Annotated in this window: 17 protein-coding genes; 11 read left to right on the top strand and 6 right to left on the bottom strand. The window is 59.1% G+C overall.

Annotated elements, in window-relative coordinates; all coding sequences use genetic code 11:
- Positions 1-2 precede the first annotated feature (2 nt).
- Positions 3-1,688, bottom strand: a complete 1,686-nt coding sequence (locus ACVWYY_RS06880; RefSeq protein ID WP_414408682.1) for an S-layer homology domain-containing protein — start codon at positions 1,686-1,688, stop codon at positions 3-5.
- Positions 1,689-1,997: 309 nt separating this feature from the next.
- On the opposite strand from ACVWYY_RS06880, the gene psbE reads away from it, so the two are divergent.
- From psbE to ACVWYY_RS06845, 7 genes are all read left to right on the top strand, one after another.
- Complete coding sequence (gene psbE / locus ACVWYY_RS06875; protein WP_011433109.1) at positions 1,998-2,243, top strand: cytochrome b559 subunit alpha; 246 nt, start codon at positions 1,998-2,000, stop codon at positions 2,241-2,243.
- 76 nt (positions 2,244-2,319) lie between these two features.
- Positions 2,320-2,451 carry a cytochrome b559 subunit beta gene (gene psbF, locus ACVWYY_RS06870; protein WP_011433110.1) on the top strand — a complete coding sequence of 44 codons (132 nt, stop codon included), beginning with the start codon at positions 2,320-2,322 and terminating at the stop codon, positions 2,449-2,451.
- A gap of 5 nt (positions 2,452-2,456) precedes the next feature.
- On the top strand, positions 2,457-2,582 hold the full coding sequence (locus ACVWYY_RS06865; RefSeq protein ID WP_011433111.1) for a photosystem II reaction center protein L: 126 nt from the start codon (positions 2,457-2,459) through the stop codon (positions 2,580-2,582).
- 141 nt (positions 2,583-2,723) lie between these two features.
- A complete protein-coding gene (locus tag ACVWYY_RS06860) occupies positions 2,724-2,843 on the top strand; it encodes a photosystem II reaction center protein J (protein WP_011433112.1) in 120 nt (39 codons plus the stop codon).
- Between the two features lie 536 nt (positions 2,844-3,379).
- A complete protein-coding gene (locus tag ACVWYY_RS06855; protein ID WP_011433113.1) occupies positions 3,380-3,850 on the top strand; it encodes a photosystem I reaction center protein subunit XI in 471 nt (156 codons plus the stop codon).
- Positions 3,851-3,888: 38 nt separating this feature from the next.
- Positions 3,889-4,002 (top strand): photosystem I reaction center subunit VIII, encoded by a 114-nt coding sequence (locus ACVWYY_RS06850; protein ID WP_011433114.1) that lies wholly within the window; start codon positions 3,889-3,891, stop codon positions 4,000-4,002.
- 304 nt (positions 4,003-4,306) lie between these two features.
- Positions 4,307-4,573 (top strand): ARPP-1 family domain-containing protein, encoded by a 267-nt coding sequence (locus ACVWYY_RS06845; RefSeq protein ID WP_011433115.1) that lies wholly within the window; start codon positions 4,307-4,309, stop codon positions 4,571-4,573.
- A gap of 83 nt (positions 4,574-4,656) precedes the next feature.
- Here ACVWYY_RS06845 and ACVWYY_RS06840 read toward each other — a convergent pair whose 3' ends face one another.
- The 5 genes from ACVWYY_RS06840 to ACVWYY_RS06820 all read right to left on the bottom strand — a co-directional run bounded on the left by ACVWYY_RS06840 (position 4,657) and on the right by ACVWYY_RS06820 (position 10,081).
- A complete protein-coding gene (locus tag ACVWYY_RS06840; protein WP_414381867.1) occupies positions 4,657-6,090 on the bottom strand; it encodes a 1-acyl-sn-glycerol-3-phosphate acyltransferase in 1,434 nt (477 codons plus the stop codon).
- A 334-nt stretch (positions 6,091-6,424) separates the two neighbouring features.
- The gene (locus ACVWYY_RS06835) at positions 6,425-8,017 is read right to left on the bottom strand and encodes an Hsp70 family protein (RefSeq protein WP_414416189.1); all 1,593 of its coding nucleotides are present in this window, start codon (positions 8,015-8,017) and stop codon (positions 6,425-6,427) included.
- On the bottom strand, positions 8,017-8,580 hold the full coding sequence (locus ACVWYY_RS06830; protein WP_457394672.1) for a helix-turn-helix domain-containing protein: 564 nt from the start codon (positions 8,578-8,580) through the stop codon (positions 8,017-8,019). The genes ACVWYY_RS06835 and ACVWYY_RS06830 overlap by 1 nt, the downstream gene beginning before the upstream one ends.
- Before the next feature lie 47 nt (positions 8,581-8,627).
- Entirely contained in the window at positions 8,628-9,170 is a 543-nt protein-coding gene (locus tag ACVWYY_RS06825) for a hypothetical protein (RefSeq protein WP_414351906.1), read from the bottom strand.
- A gap of 551 nt (positions 9,171-9,721) precedes the next feature.
- Positions 9,722-10,081: a hypothetical protein gene (locus ACVWYY_RS06820; RefSeq protein ID WP_414375464.1), complete on the bottom strand. Its 360-nt coding sequence runs from the start codon at positions 10,079-10,081 to the stop codon at positions 9,722-9,724.
- Positions 10,082-10,261: 180 nt separating this feature from the next.
- Between ACVWYY_RS06820 and trpB the strand changes: the two genes are divergently transcribed.
- The 4 genes from trpB to aroC are packed head-to-tail and all read left to right on the top strand — an operon-like array spanning position 10,262 to position 14,351.
- Positions 10,262-11,539, top strand: coding sequence for a tryptophan synthase subunit beta (gene trpB / locus ACVWYY_RS06815; protein ID WP_457403475.1), 1,278 nt, complete (start codon positions 10,262-10,264; stop codon positions 11,537-11,539).
- 37 nt (positions 11,540-11,576) lie between these two features.
- Positions 11,577-12,407 carry an AMMECR1 domain-containing protein gene (locus ACVWYY_RS06810; RefSeq protein ID WP_457439985.1) on the top strand — a complete coding sequence of 277 codons (831 nt, stop codon included), beginning with the start codon at positions 11,577-11,579 and terminating at the stop codon, positions 12,405-12,407.
- Positions 12,397-13,161: a pantothenate kinase gene (locus ACVWYY_RS06805; protein WP_011433124.1), complete on the top strand. Its 765-nt coding sequence runs from the start codon at positions 12,397-12,399 to the stop codon at positions 13,159-13,161. The genes ACVWYY_RS06810 and ACVWYY_RS06805 overlap by 11 nt, the downstream gene beginning before the upstream one ends.
- 53 nt (positions 13,162-13,214) lie before the next feature.
- The gene (gene aroC / locus ACVWYY_RS06800; protein WP_414351901.1) at positions 13,215-14,351 is read left to right on the top strand and encodes a chorismate synthase; all 1,137 of its coding nucleotides are present in this window, start codon (positions 13,215-13,217) and stop codon (positions 14,349-14,351) included.

Genomic DNA, 14,351 nt, shown 5'->3' with positions numbered 1-14,351 from the left:
AGCTAAGGGGCGATGGTAATGGGCGAGGGGCTGGTTTGGGTGGTCTTTTGGCCCCCTCTTTGCAAAATCACCTCGATGATGCCGTTGTTGACCGGCTGCATGTTGAAGGGCAACTGCTGCTGGGTTTCGTATAGGCCCGGCGCCACCTCCCGCATTTCGACTTCCGGCGTTACCCCAACAATCCGAAAAGCAGCCCGCCCCCCCGGATCCCCTCGCATGGTGACTTTGAGAATTTCTCCCATGCGCAGATTGGTGCTGTTGGTGGTGACACTGAAAATCTGGGGCAGTCCCGTGGCGACGGGTGCGGAAACCGGCTGAATGGTGGAGCGGGTTCCTCTGGAGCCATCGATGGAAAAAGGAAAAATCTCCCGATGTTCCTGGCTGAGGCCGTCCTTGGTGAGCACAATCCTCAAGGTGGGATTGTTGGCCTGGTGGGTGGGGGCTACCACGTAGGTGCCTTCGTAGTGGTTGGGTCGTACCTCCCGCATCGGCTGGTTCAGGGCCAGATTCCCCAGATCAAACTGGGCGATCCCTCCAGATTCCCCCCAAATGGCAATGGTGAGAATGTCCCCTTCCACCAAGTCGCGCTGGGGATCCAAGCGAATGGCCTCAATGCGCGGATAGCGATTGCTGGCTGCAGTCAGAGGGGCTGGCTGCGGCAGAGGAGCTGGGGGCGGAAATACTGATTCCACTGGCGGAGGAGCAACATTGCCCAAGGCCAGTTGAGGTAGCCGCCGTTGAACGCGGGTACTGACGCCATTGAGGGTCAACTGAATACTGATGTCGGGGCCAAAGACGGCATCCTGAGGACCAAGGCTATAAACTGCGCGGTAGTAGCCGGGCTGCACCTCCTGCATCGGCAGACCCTGAACCACGCCGCCGATATCAACCGTAGCCCTGCCGTTGGGAGTGGCCTGCGCTTCAATGGTCAAGGTTCCCCCTGCAGGAACACTTCCTCCCTCGGGAGTGATCCGCGTTTGGAAGATTTCGGGTTGGACAGTCTCGGCCACCCGGGCTGGGGAGGGACGCAACTGGGCCACAGGGGGTGGCAAGGGCGGAAGCTGACCGCGATACACCAGGGCCTGATGCAACAACACCGCCCCTTCTGCTCGCCTCAGCACGCGATTGGGCTGAAGACGAGCTGGATCCGGCACATTCACCAGCAGCCCCGCTTCGCCTGCCATGGCCACAAAAGCCCGCCCTACCTCCGGCACATCAGCCGCATCGGTGTACAGAGCCATCCAGCGCTCAATGTCGGCCTGGGTGGGAGCAGGCAATTGCAGAGCCCGCACCAAAATGGCCAGGGCTTCCAGGTGGGTGATATCCCCTTGCGGGCGAAACTCGTTGCCCTCGTATAGGCGCATGGCCCCCGCCTGCAGCACGGCTTGGGCAGTCCAATAGTCGGGGGTGTTGGGCTCCAGGTCGCGAATCTCCTGCACCTGGTTGGGATTGGGAATGTAGCCGAAAAACTCCGTCAGCCACTGGGCCAATTCCAGACGGGTCAGGGTGGCTGACAGGGGTTCTTGGGTGATCACCACATCCGTCTGACGTTCCAGAGCCGCCACGTAGGGGTCGGTCCAGGCCAGCGAGGCTTGCTGCTCCACCCCTTGGGACCAAGCCGGCAAGCTGACACCCGACCAGCCCAGCGTCCAACACAAGCTCAGAGCTAGGGGCCACGAGCACCGCATAGCTGTCACTCCTGTTCCAACAACATCCCCTCAGGGTCAGCTTATCTCAAACTTCCGCCCCATCCTCAAGCCCTCGATGCCCCTTGGGATTGCGCCCTTTGGCAGTGAGATTCTGAAAACTCGGCTAAGAAGGTTCGCCGCAGGGATCCCTTAGGAGATTTTACCTATGCAAGACGGGATCCGGCTTGACAGCAAAGGGCCTAAGCAAGGGTCTCGTAACTTGTAGTTGTGCATCCAAATCCTTATCATTGTGTTATAGACTCAGAAAGTTCAGAAAGCACTTTTGCCCCTACCCTAGGGAGGAGTTTCATGGCTGGCAGCACCGGAGAGCGACCTTTTGTCGATATCATTACCAGTGTCCGCTACTGGGTTATTCACGCCCTGACCATTCCCGCTTTGTTTTTGGCAGGCTGGCTTTTTGTGAGCACTGGCCTGGCCTATGATATTTTTGGCACCCCGCGCCCCAATGAGTATTTCACGGCAGAGCGCCAGGAGTTGCCGATCGTTAGCGATCGCTTCAATGCTCTGGAGGAGCTGGAGAGGCTGACTCGCTAGGAGTGCCCGTGGGTAAGTGGACTATTCGTTGTTGCAATTTGTAAGTTGATTGAGCTTTTTGCGTAGGGTGATATCTATGGCCACTAAATCTGATGAACCCGTTTTTTACCCTGTTTTTACCGTCCGTTGGCTGGCGGTACATACCTTGGCGATCCCAACTGTTTTCTTCTTGGGAGCTATTGCTGCAATGCAGTTTATTCAACGGTGAACCCAATGGCTGATCAACCCGAAAGGAATCCCAACTCCCAACCGGTGGAGCTAAACCGCACTTCCCTTTACCTGGGTTTGCTGCTGGTGTTTGTGGTTGGGCTGTTGTTCTCCAGCTACTTTCTCAACTGAGGCCAGGATCCCACTCTGCTCTTGGAGTTGGGAAAGAGCGCAGGGGACAATGCTGGCTTTTGGCTAGCCCTTGCTCCCCTTTGCTAAGTTTACTGAGAATGTAATTGCTGCTAGTTCTGTCTTTTTTGGAGACCAGTTGCTATGACCAGTCAAGCAAGGATCCCTTTGTGGATAGTGGCTGTGGTTGCCGGTTTGGGTGTGATCACGGTAGTTGGGCTCTTTTTCTATGGCTCCTATGTGGGCCTAGGCTCTAGTCTGTAGGTTTGAGGTTTTCGGTCTGGTAGTAGCCCCCAATAGGTAGGGGTAAAGGGTCCCATGGTTTTTACGACCTAGCCGAATTCAGTTAGGCTTTGTTGACCCATGGCCAGTGTATCTACCACTTTTTTCGGGGCTACCTACCACAGCGCAATATCGATCCCTTGCCCAGCAGGGATCCCACTTCATTGCAGACCTTAATACTCAACTTAATACTCAATACACATAATACTCAATACACAGTCCGAAAAAGCTGCCGCTATTCCTCACCACTGGTTACAACCAGGCGGTGAATCTGGACTTCTCTCTTCTCCCCCTGGAGAGGGTGAAGTTCGCGTTAGCAGGTCAGGGATCATGGGCAAGAGCGCGAATTGCTGAGGACAGGTTCTGCGAGGGAATGTCTCAAACTTATGTCTCAATTAGAAGAGCTATCTCTGTGTTAAGCGAGCATGAACTTTTTTAACGATCCGGGTGGTGGTTGCCGAGAGGGTAACTTAGGCCCCGTAGAATGAATCGCAAAATTCCAGGCAGGACATTCGGACATGGATTACATTCGCACCTTTAACGACGATCCCTGCGAGGGGCATCTTTCGACGCCCATCAGCGATTCTCCTGTCACCCGTCTGTTTATCAACAATCTCCCCATCAACCGTCCTGGCTTATCGCCGCTGTTGCGGGGGCTGGAAATTGGGCTGGCCCATGGCTATTTCTTGGTAGGGCCAGAAATTGTGCTGGGGCCGCTGCGGGATTACCCTGAGGCAGCTAACTTAGGCGGGCTGGTTACGGCGATGGCGATTGTGCTGCTGGGAACCGCCTGCATGTCGGCCTATGGCAGCGTTACCTTCGGAAACAAGCCGGAAACACCGGGGGCCGCTCCTCTGGCTACAGCTCGGGGTTGGGGGGATCTGACGGCAGGATTTTTCTTGGGAGGTATGGGTGGAGTGTTTGCTGCCTACTTCCTGCTGGAGAACTTTGCCGGGATCGACGCCATCTTTCGAGGGTTGGTGAATTAGTTGTCAAGTTTGTCACATCACTTGAGAGGAGCAAAATCATGACCGGTTCTTACGCTGCTGCTTATCTTCCTTGGATTTTTATCCCCATTGTTGGTTGGCTGCTTCCTGCGGTAGGCATGGCAGTGCTTTTTTTGTACATTGAGCGGGACTAGTCCCGGAGTGCTTTGATACTCACTAGTGCTGATTAATTTCAATTATTTCAGGCTAGAGATCAACCCCAGATATTGAGGCAGGGATCCCTTTTTTAGGGATCCCTCTCTTTTGGTCAGGATGATTTGCATCCGCGCTACCAGAGTCCCGAAAGGCGAAGGCTGTCCCCTCACCTCTTTTTTTTAGGAAGGGAGCATTTCCAAAGGACTTTAGATTGGAGCAGGATCCGGCGAGCTGATCCCAAGCCAACAAGGGGAAGGGCAGCTTCCGCAACACCCTTGCAACTTCAACGAGAAGGAGGAGTCGATGGCCAGCCTTAACTTTCCAACCCTGCGTATTGGGGATCCCATTCAAGAGGGCAGTTTCCAGGTTTTCCCTCTCTTTTCTCAGGGGGAGCAGGAAGTTGCCTATCGCCTTCCAGATCTGCAAACCCAGGAAGCAACCATCACCGAGGTGAGCGAGGCCGGAGCAGTACCTCACCTGGTTGTGGAAAACCACAGTGAGTTCCTATTGCTGCTGGGAGTACCGAGCAGAGTCCCAGCGGGGCGACCAAGGCTCAGCTCTGTTCTATGATGGGAAGGTGGTTTATCTTTCAGCAGTCTCTCGGCAGTAGTGCCAGGCTTCTCACCTAAGCTGGTTCCCCCTTTGGGGGATCCCTAGAAATTGGAAGAAAAAGAAAGAAATTGGAAAGAAAAAACATCCTGAGTTAGCTCGGTCACCGCCTGTTTGGCTTCCTGGCGGCCTCGGCAATACCGCTCTAACCGCTCGCTAACGGAGATGGGATCCCCGACGGTCACGTGAACCCCCCGCCAGCCTAGGCGAGGGCGGGCTGGGTAGGATTCCCCTCGAAGGCGGGCCAGCACATCAAATAGAATGAGGGCAGTTTCTGCCAGCCGCTCAAAAGAGGGTTTGCTCAGCAAATACTCTTCCTGGACGGCTACACAGCTTTCCACCAAGCGCATGTGCTGCAGGTAGAGCGTTGCCTGGTGGGCTTTCCAGTCGAGCAACCCCCGCTGCAGGGGAGACAGGGATCCAGGATGCCGCAATTCTTCTCGGTAAATCTGGATCCAGGCGACTTCTTCAATGCGGCGGCAGCGGCTGTTCCAATCCCCCTGGGGAGATAGGCCAAAGTAGGTCTCTGCGGTTTCCAGGGCTCTGTGGAGCAGCCGCTCCAGGCGAGCGTTAAAGTGGCCAGGGGCTAGCCTCTGCTCTATCCGTGGTTCTTCTTCATCTCTCCCAGAGATGAAGGGAGGTAGGTCGTAGAAAGCTTCCAGTTGTCCCAGGAGATGCTGGGCTAGGCGGCAGATCCGCTGGGTGTAGCGAAGGTTGGGGCTCCTGGAGGATCTTGGCTCTGGCTTCGGAGGCGTCAACCCACTCAGGTGCTCAAGGCGCGCCAGCAGGCGCTCTAGCTTCGTCCAGGAGGGATCCGTGTAGTAGTACCGAATGCCAATGGGCAGCAAAATGACGGTCTCTGAGCGACCAGCTTTGGCCAGGTCCTCGGCGCACCAAAAGCACAGCTGAGCCATTCCCGGTTCCAGGGGATTGATCCGTTCGCTGTGGCCGTTGGTGGCTCCTTCTGGGGCGATTGCAAAGGGAAATTGCCCATCCAGGAGCAGTTGCCGGGCCGCCTTTAGCGCCACCCGATCCACCCTCCGACCGCGGCGTATAGGGATCCCGCCCAGGCGAGACAACAGCCACCCCAGCCATTCCCCTCCCCAGAGGGGCATGCCCCGGTCGTAGAGAAAATGGGCGTGAAGGGGTTCTCGAAGGCGGATCCCTTGTCGACGGGCGGCTTCGGGCACCAGGCGAGATAGAACGTACAGGCCCACCAGCGGGTCATCCACCTCCACATGTCGGAAAGCCAGGACTAGGCGAATTTGACCCTCCTGGAACTGGTGGTAGAGCCGCGCCAAGATCTCCGCCCCTGTGGCCTCGATTTTGGCAATGCCGGAAGGAAGCCAGCGCCGCACCCTCACCCGCAAGAGCAGGGGCAGGATCCCGTGGACGAGCCGTAGCACCCAGGCGCTATAGGCGGGCGGAATAAAGTCGAGGGGAGGACGGGCAAAATGGGGCGGTGGTGACAAGAGCAAGATTTGTTCCCAAGGTAGCTCAAGAGAAGAAGTGTAGTTAAACGCAAATCAGATTCATATCCCATCGCTCAGATTATTCATCAAGTCGCTACAGAGATCACTGGATATGCAGCCATTCTCAATCAATAATCAATATCAACAATATCAATGATTGAGATCCTTCCCCTGAGACCCCACGCCGTCGGCGCAACCGCTCTCTACTCTCCTCAAGCCCCCGACCCCTCTCTCACAAGGGGAGATGAGAGTTGGGAATCGTGGCCATGTCGTGCCCTTTACATTGCTTTCTTTGTCTTCCGTTGCAGTGAAGACGCTCTCTTCTCTCTACTTTCGTCTCTTAACTCAAGGTGGCTACAGGCTGGGCCTCTGCCAAGAGCGCCTGAGTTTGCAGGTCGGTGATGGTGACCAACAAGCGCCGCGAGCTATCAATGGCAAATTCGACGCGAAGGCGATCCTCTCCCACGCGGCCAGGGGGCTGCAAACGGGCCAGACAAATTGGTGATGACTCCGTCGAAGTAGCGCGAACGGTTGGGGATCCGAGAGGGGCCAGGAACCGGAAATCGGTTTGCCGGGTGAGCTGCCGGCTGCTCATCCGCCCCAGCTCGTCGTAAACCACCTCCGATTGGGCCACCTGGGCCACTTCGCCCACCTCCAGGCGAATCTCCGTTTGTCCGTCGTTGGCCACTTGCAGGATCAAGGGCTCAGCCCGTCGGCAGGGATAGGGGCTGCCCTGTTCGAAGAGGGGGTAGTAGATGTAGCTCTTCTGCAAGGGATCCCAGAGGCGGAGGGCATAGCTGTGGTGCAGGCGATCCTCCAGCTTCACCTGGCGGCCCACCTGCAGGGCGCCCAGGGCCACAGCATCGAAGGGGCGTTCGCAGCGCACTTTCTTTTTGCCGAAGTAGGAGCGCAGCAGCTCTTGAACTGCTGGCAGTTGGGAGCTGCCTCCTACCAAGAGCACCTGCTCAATTTGGTTCTTGCCCAATCCCCTCGCCTGGGCGGTGAGGAGAACGTCGTCTAGGCACTGGCGGATTTGATCCAAAAGCTGACGAGCTTCCAGGATCTCTTCCAGCTCCTGCCGGCTTAACTTCAACTCATGGGCAGTGAGGGCTTCGTCGTCAAACCAACTGCCCACCGCTTCCATCTGAGTGGAAAGGGCGATCTTGAGCTGTTCTGCCTGCTCTAGGAGGTTGAGCCAGCCCAGAGCTCCAATTTGCTGTCGGCTTAGCCCCAGTTGCTGCAGTAGGTAGTCGGCAATCCAAATGTCGATGTCCACCCCGCCCACATAGGCATCGGCCTTGGCGATCACCTCCGCTTTGAGGACAGGGCTACCCGCTTGGGGAGCGAGGGTGCGCACCAAGCTGAGATCCAAGGTACCGCCGCCGAAATCCACCACCAGCACTAGGGATCCCGGCTGGCCAACCGCATAGCCTAGGGCTGCTGCCGTGGCTTCATCGACAATTTGAACGGGATCCCAGCCACAGGCACTGGCCACTCCCCGCAGCCAATTGAGGTAGCGCTCAAAAGAGCCGACAGGGGCGGTGAACACCAGCTGTTGCGGCTGCAGGTGTTCTTTCGGGACAGCTTCCATCACCGTCTGCAAAAAAGCTTGGGCCACCCTCTCGGCGTCGTAGCGCTCTCCATCTAGAACTCGCGGCGGAGGGACAAACTCCGCCACCAAGTCCCGCTTAAACCCCTGAAACAGCCGTTGCGGATCCACTGCCCCCCACCGACCGGCGCGCACGGTTTCCCCCACCAGGAGCTGGCCTTTTCCCTTCACGTAGACCAAGCTGGGAATAGCCGAGTGGTCTGGGCGAGAGAGGCCGGGAAGAGTGAGGAGACGGGGCACTGCTTGGGCGGGATCCCAAACTGCCACCACCGTGTTGCTGGTGCCAAAATCAATGGCTAGGGTCGCTTTGGGGGCAGGTGCCATCAGCTCAATCCTCCAGGCAGGGAACGGCTGACTTTGGCCGGGCAAAGGATGTGATCTCCCCGACGGTAGCCGACAAAGCGAATGTAAACGGGATCCCCCTTTTGAATATCCAGCTGATCCGGTTGATGCAGTTGCGGATCAAAGGGGACGGACTCCAGGGGGTTGCCGATGGGCTCATACCCCCAGCGCTGCAGCAGAGCGTCTAAGGAGCGAAACAGAGCTGTCACGTTTTGGGCCGGCCAATCGGGCTTGCGCTGGGCAATCTGGCGGACAGTGGGGTAGCTGGTCAGCAACGGCTGCAGCAGAGAGAAGAGGACTTCTGATGAATCGGTGGATTCCATTTTGTCATTCCCGTTGAGGCGCAGCAGGGATCCCAAATCCCACTGCAGAGCGGCAGCCAACTTTTGCAGTTGCTCCAGGCGCAGGGATCCCCACTTCCCTCGGCGCACCTGATCAAGGGCGCGGCGGCTGATCCCCGCTTGGGCCTGTAAAGCGCGCCAAGAAGACAGGCCAACAACCCGCATCCGCTCCAGCAGGCAATCATCCAGAGGTTTCTTCACCATCGTTTTTGCCAGGGATCCCTACGATCATGCCCCAACTTGGGTCTAGCTCAGGGATCGGCAAGGCGCAGGGAACGGGCTATAGCTTCCACATCTCGGTCATAGCGCTCGCGCCGGCTGGCCGGGTACACGAACTCAAAGCCAGCTTGCAGCGAAGGGCGGACAACTGTTTTGAGATAGAAAATCCGCTGGCCAAAGGGCTCCGCACCGCTGACACGAACGGGCTCGTAGCCGGAGACCACAAAGAAATCCCGGCCAACAGCTTGGTAAGTAACCTGGCGCTGGTTTTCCCGGCTGCGGCGAAGTTCTTCCTGCAGGGCGCTGGCGGGCGTTGCTTGAAAAATGTTGTACCCACCCCAAACGCGCAGCTCAGCCCCGTCTTGACCGAGAAACACTTGGCCATCGCCGTTGTCCGATTCCCCTTGCGGAATGAAGTCTGCCGGGTAGTCGATGCGGTAGCCAAAGCGGGCATTGAGATAGGGCCGGAAACCGGCTTGGGCAACGGGAAGGGCGGGGGCGGGAGCAATGACGGGGATCCCCGCTCCTAGGATCAGTCCGGCAAGCAGACAAGCTAGGCGAGCAGCAGACTTCATGGTTTTGATTGCTCTAATCTGTAGCTATCCTAAGCTCTCTCACCTCCAGCCCCTCTCCTAGGGGGACAGAATTTGGTTTGTCCAAGCTGATACATTCACGCTGAACTCTCCTGAACATGGTTCAGGAAAGAAGCGATCGCATCCTGCCTATCTCTGTTCGCGTCAGCGGGACGGAGTCCAAACAGGAAGGCGGTATCCCGCAAAGCCCTGAGGAATACCCCCCGAGCGCTTTCCCCCTTCACTTCCCGGCAACCGTTGCGGTGGACTCAAGGATCAGGGGGAAACTTGGTCTACTATATCCCTCTCAATGACTTTTGCCAAACCGCCTAAAGCTCAGTAAATTCAGCAAAGTTCAGGGTTTTGGGGGTTAGAGGCATGCTCTTTCCCAAAAGACAAAGGGAATAGGAATCCAAGTTTCACTGCCGTTGAGAATGGGTCGGTTGCGCCGCTTGTATCTGGGTGCCACTTGAAATAGTAGGTATAGCATCTTTTTCGAGAGTTTGAAATAAAATACCGATTTTTGGGCCACTATTTTGTTTTGTCGACCAAGTTTAAGTTTGCCGATCAACATCAGGGTTTTGGCCGGAGCGCAGCCGTTCGATTTCTTCTCTTGCCCGCTGGATAGCGCCGCAGTTGTCTACTGCTGCCCAGGTGGAGGCCAGAAACAGTCCGGGTAGGGAAACCTCTCCCTCGTCGTCGCTAAACAAGACGCCAAGGAAGAAACACCAGCCCAGAAAAACCATCAAAGCTTTCCACCGCCGCGTGTAGAGGTAGGCTCCGAAGGCAAGCAGAATAGACAGAAGGATCACCATCCCCTCGGACTTTTGAGAAAGGGCATAGGTGCGCCGCACCTCTTCATCTCTGCGCTTTTGATCTTCTTGCTGGAGCAACTCTTGCAGATGCTTGTCCATAAGGCCGCCTCAAAATCGGACGGCCTTATCTTAAAAATCCTGGGAAGACCCTTGTTCAAAACAACTTTTCGGGATCCCAAGGCAGAAGAAGAGAGGCGAGACTGGTCATCGCCCCTTCCTTCTGTAGAATGGGAAAGCCTCTCTCTAGTTGCAGGCTACAAGGCCCGGACGGACTCTGCCATGACCTCAGCTCCTCTTGCTTCTCCCCCTCGTGTTTTGGATCCTCTCGACCCTCAAGTGCGTCCGGATCCCCAGGGGCGGTTTGGGCCGTTTGGGGGTCGGTTTGTGCCGGAAACCCTGATGAGCGCCCTAACGGAGCTGGAGGAAGCCTTTGAGCATCACTGGCGGGATCCCGATTTTCGCGCCGAGTTTCACAGCCTGCTGCGGGATTTTGTTGGGCGGCCCAGCCCCCTCTACTTTGCCCAGCGGCTAACCGAATACTACGGCGGCCCGCAGATCTACCTCAAACGGGAAGATCTCAACCACACCGGCGCCCACAAGATCAACAACGCCCTTGGCCAAGTGCTGCTGGCGGTGCGCATGGGCAAGCGGCGGATCATTGCCGAGACTGGCGCCGGCCAACATGGGGTGGCCACGGCAACCGTGTGCGCCCGCTTTGGCCTAGAATGCGTCATCTACATGGGGGCGCTGGATATGGAGCGGCAGGCCCCCAATGTGCAGCGGATGCGCCTTTTGGGCGCTGAGGTGCGGGGAGTGGAATCGGGCACGCGCACCCTCAAAGACGCCCTCTCCGAGGCCATCCGCGACTGGGTAACCAACGTGGAGACCACCCACTACGTCATCGGCACGGTGGCGGGGCCCCACCCTTACCCGAAGCTGGTGCGGGCCTTTCACGATGTCATTGGCCAGGAGACGCGGCAGCAGTGCCAGGAAAAATGGGGAGGGCTGCCGGATGTGTTGCTGGCCTGTGTGGGGGGTGGATCCAACGCCCTGGGCCTGTTTAACGAGTTTGTCCGGGATCCCCAGGTGCGACTGATCGGCATCGAAGCCGCCGGAGAAGGGCTGCACACGCCCCGCCACGCTGCCACCCTCAACCGCGGTCGGATTGGAGTCCTGCATGGAGCCATGAGCTACCTACTGCAGGATGAAGAAGGGCAGGTGCAGGAGGCCCACTCCATCAGCGCCGGCTTGGATTACCCCGGTGTAGGGCCCGAGCACAGCTACCTAAAAGAAATCGGGCGGGCCGAGTACTACGCGGTTACTGACGACGAAGCGGTGGAAGCGCTGCTGCTGCTGTCGCGCCTGGAGGGGATCATCCCCGCCCTGGAGACAGCCCACGCTCTGGCCTATCTGAAAACCCTGGCCCCGCAGCAAGGACTCCGTCCCGCTAACGCGATCGGCCCTCAGCAGCGGGTGGTGGTCAACTGTTCTGGGCGCGGCGACAAGGATCTAAACACCGTTTTCAAGTATTTGCAGCAGCGGGGACGTAGCTTTTAGAGTACGGTTGTTGTGACCACCAACGGGATTCTCTTGGGTGTTCACCTGCCGAGTTCACTTCACGGTTCGATTGCTGGGTCTTCAAGGACTCCGTCCCGCTAACGCGATTGGACTCCGTCCCGCTAACGCGATTGGACTCCGTCCCGCTAACGCGATCGGCCTGCTCCTGGCTGCGGGGCTGGGCTTGTGGACGGGATCCCTGCCGCAGCCTTCTGAGACAACTGCCCCTGTTCCTCCGCCGGAGTCCATGGGTGCCTCGCACCGCTTACGGGATCGCACTGGCGGGACGGAGTCCGATTCAGAAGGGATCCCCTCTCCCAGCCGGCGACAACCTCTCCCTGACACCCTGCCGGCGCTGGCGCGTCAGGCCATTGCCTACTACTTCGCCACCGGCCAGGTGCTGCCACCTCCAGAGGAGATCCCGCCCCACTGGCGGCGCTCTGCGGGGGTTTTTGTAACGGTGAGTACAGAGGGTCGGCCCCGTGGCTGCTGGGGCAGCTTGGATCCCAGCGGCGAGGACCTGGTCAGGGCCACCATCCGGGCGGCGGTGGGGGCAGTCACCCGCGATTGGCGCTACGTACCTCTGCAACCCGGGGAGCTGGAGTCGGCCTCCATTCAGGTAGCCATTGTGCGGCGGGTGGTGCCCATTGCGTCGGCGGGACGGAGTCCTTTTGCCGCTGTGGAGCAGGTGGATCCCACCCGCATGGGCCTATTTGTCCGCTCTGGAACCCGGGGAGCGGTGTTGCTGCCGGGAGAGGCTTTGACGACAGAATGGCAGCTTGCTACCGCTAAGAGGTTGGCCGGGATCCCTGCCGACCAGCCGGTGGAGCTGTTTCGCGTGGAGGCAGAGCTGTTGCATGAGTTTTGAGGAGGGGGCAGATCTCAACGCTTCGCACTGTTGTCGTGAGTGGCTGGCAGCCGTGCTGGGCAACACTCACGTGCGCTGGGGTTGGTTTGTGGAGGAGACCCTGGTGAAGGTGGAGCGGTTTCCTGCTCACCAGCCCTTGTCCTGGCCGCAGCAGACAGAGCTGTGGCTGGCTCCTGTGGGCTCTGCCCCCCTGCCGCCAGCATCGCCCTGGGTGCATCAGTTGGAGCTGTCGCAGGTGCCGCTGCGGGATCCCTACCCAGGGCTGGGGCTGGATCGGGCCTTGGCCTTGTGGGCTGCCGGGATCCACTACGGCTGGCCTTGTTTGGTGATCGACGCGGGTACTGCCCTGACCCTCACAGGAGCTGACTCTGAAGGATCCCTGGTGGGAGGGGCCATCTTGCCCGGCCTGGGGTTGCAGGCGCAGGCGTTGGCTGATCACACAGCCCTGCTGCCCAAAGTGCAGTGGGATCCGCAGGATCCCTTGCCCCCTCGCTGGGCCAACGACACCGTGGCTGCCATCCGCAGCGGCATCCTCCACACCCTCTTGGCTGGCTTGCGCGAGTTCATTGCCGACTGGCGTCGCCGCTTTCCCCAAGGCCCCCTGCTGCTGACCGGCGGGGATGGGAAGTGGCTCCACCCTCACTTGGGCCCGCTTGACCCAGAGCTGCGCTGGGATCCCCACCTGGTGTTGCGGGGAATTGCCGGCTGCCGCCAGCTGCACCGCACTGCCCGCCACTCCCCTAGTGCAGAATAGAAAACAGTCTCTCCCAGCCGCCTGCGAGTAACGGCTTCTTGCTTGGGGATCCCATGGCCAACGGCAACTCCTTCGGTGTCCTGTTTTGCGTGACCACCTATGGCGAGTCCCACGGGGGGGCGGTGGGGGTGGTGGTGGATGGCTGCCCGCCGCGGCTGCCCTTGAGCGAGGCCGACATTCAGGCAGAGCTGGATCGGCGGCGTCCTGGCCAGAGCCCCATCACGACGCCCCGCCAGGAAGCGGATCGCTGCCAGATCCTCTCCGGGGTTTTTCAGGGCTTTACGCTGGGCACCCCCATCCACATCCTGGTGCGCAACCAGGATGCCCGCCCCCAGGACTACCAGGAGATGGCCACCACCTTCCGCCCTTCCCATGCCGATGCCACCTACCAGGCCAAGTACGGCATCCGCAACTGGCAGGGGGGCGGACGGGCCTCAGCGCGAGAAACCATTGGCCGGGTGGCTGCCGGGGCCATTGCCAAGAAGATCCTGCGCCTAGCGGCAGGGGTGGAGATCCTGGCCTACGTGCAGCGGGTAAAAGACGTGGAAGCCCAGGTGGATCCCAGCTCGGTAACTGCAGAGCAGGTGGAGGCCAACATCGTCCGCTGCCCCGATCCCCAAGCGGCGGCGGCCATGATCCAAAAAATTGAGGAGGCGGCGCGGGAAGGGGATTCGCTGGGGGGAGTGGTGGAGTGTGTAGCCCGCCGGGTGCCGCGCGGGCTGGGATCCCCGGTGTTTGACAAGCTGGAGGCCGACTTGGCCAAGGCGGTGATGTCCCTGCCAGCCAGCAAGGGGTTTGAGATTGGCTCGGGGTTTGCCGGCACCTACCTGACGGGCAAGCAGCACAACGACGAGTTTTACATGACCCCCGGCGGCTGGCGCACCCGCAGCAACCGCTCCGGCGGCATCCAGGGGGGCATCAGCAACGGCGAAGACATCGTCCTGCGGGTAGCCTTTAAGCCCACTGCCACCATTCGCCAGCCTCAAAACACCGTCACCCTCAATGGGCAAGAGACGGTTTTGGCGGCGCGGGGACGCCACGATCCCTGTGTCTTGCCGCGGGCAGTGCCGATGGTGGAGGCGATGGTGGCCCTGGTCCTCTGCGACCATCTGCTGCGCCACCACGCCCAGTGCGGATCCCTGGTCTTGCCGGAGGTGCCCCTCCCTGTCGCCGCTGCTCCCCAGGCCTAG

The organism is Thermostichus sp. MS-CIW-34 (assembly GCF_054060435.1).
This window is presented reverse-complemented; position numbering and strand designations above follow the sequence as displayed.

What these genes read in the sequence shown, in the direction of transcription:
- ACVWYY_RS06880 (WP_414408682.1), bottom strand. Translation starts at nt 1,688, where the DNA reads ATGCGGTGCTCGTGGCCCCTAGCTCTGAGCTTGTGTTGGACGCTGGGC.
- psbE (WP_011433109.1), top strand. Translation starts at nt 1,998, where the DNA reads ATGGCTGGCAGCACCGGAGAGCGACCTTTTGTCGATATCATTACCAGT.
- psbF (WP_011433110.1), top strand. Translation starts at nt 2,320, where the DNA reads ATGGCCACTAAATCTGATGAACCCGTTTTTTACCCTGTTTTTACCGTC.
- ACVWYY_RS06865 (WP_011433111.1), top strand. Translation starts at nt 2,457, where the DNA reads ATGGCTGATCAACCCGAAAGGAATCCCAACTCCCAACCGGTGGAGCTA.
- ACVWYY_RS06860 (WP_011433112.1), top strand. Translation starts at nt 2,724, where the DNA reads ATGACCAGTCAAGCAAGGATCCCTTTGTGGATAGTGGCTGTGGTTGCC.
- ACVWYY_RS06855 (WP_011433113.1), top strand. Translation starts at nt 3,380, where the DNA reads ATGGATTACATTCGCACCTTTAACGACGATCCCTGCGAGGGGCATCTT.
- ACVWYY_RS06850 (WP_011433114.1), top strand. Translation starts at nt 3,889, where the DNA reads ATGACCGGTTCTTACGCTGCTGCTTATCTTCCTTGGATTTTTATCCCC.
- ACVWYY_RS06845 (WP_011433115.1), top strand. Translation starts at nt 4,307, where the DNA reads ATGGCCAGCCTTAACTTTCCAACCCTGCGTATTGGGGATCCCATTCAA.
- ACVWYY_RS06835 (WP_414416189.1), bottom strand. Translation starts at nt 8,017, where the DNA reads ATGGCACCTGCCCCCAAAGCGACCCTAGCCATTGATTTTGGCACCAGC.
- ACVWYY_RS06830 (WP_457394672.1), bottom strand. Translation starts at nt 8,580, where the DNA reads ATGGTGAAGAAACCTCTGGATGATTGCCTGCTGGAGCGGATGCGGGTT.
- ACVWYY_RS06825 (WP_414351906.1), bottom strand. Translation starts at nt 9,170, where the DNA reads ATGAAGTCTGCTGCTCGCCTAGCTTGTCTGCTTGCCGGACTGATCCTA.
- ACVWYY_RS06820 (WP_414375464.1), bottom strand. Translation starts at nt 10,081, where the DNA reads ATGGACAAGCATCTGCAAGAGTTGCTCCAGCAAGAAGATCAAAAGCGC.
- trpB (WP_457403475.1), top strand. Translation starts at nt 10,262, where the DNA reads ATGACCTCAGCTCCTCTTGCTTCTCCCCCTCGTGTTTTGGATCCTCTC.
- ACVWYY_RS06805 (WP_011433124.1), top strand. Translation starts at nt 12,397, where the DNA reads ATGAGTTTTGAGGAGGGGGCAGATCTCAACGCTTCGCACTGTTGTCGT.
- aroC (WP_414351901.1), top strand. Translation starts at nt 13,215, where the DNA reads ATGGCCAACGGCAACTCCTTCGGTGTCCTGTTTTGCGTGACCACCTAT.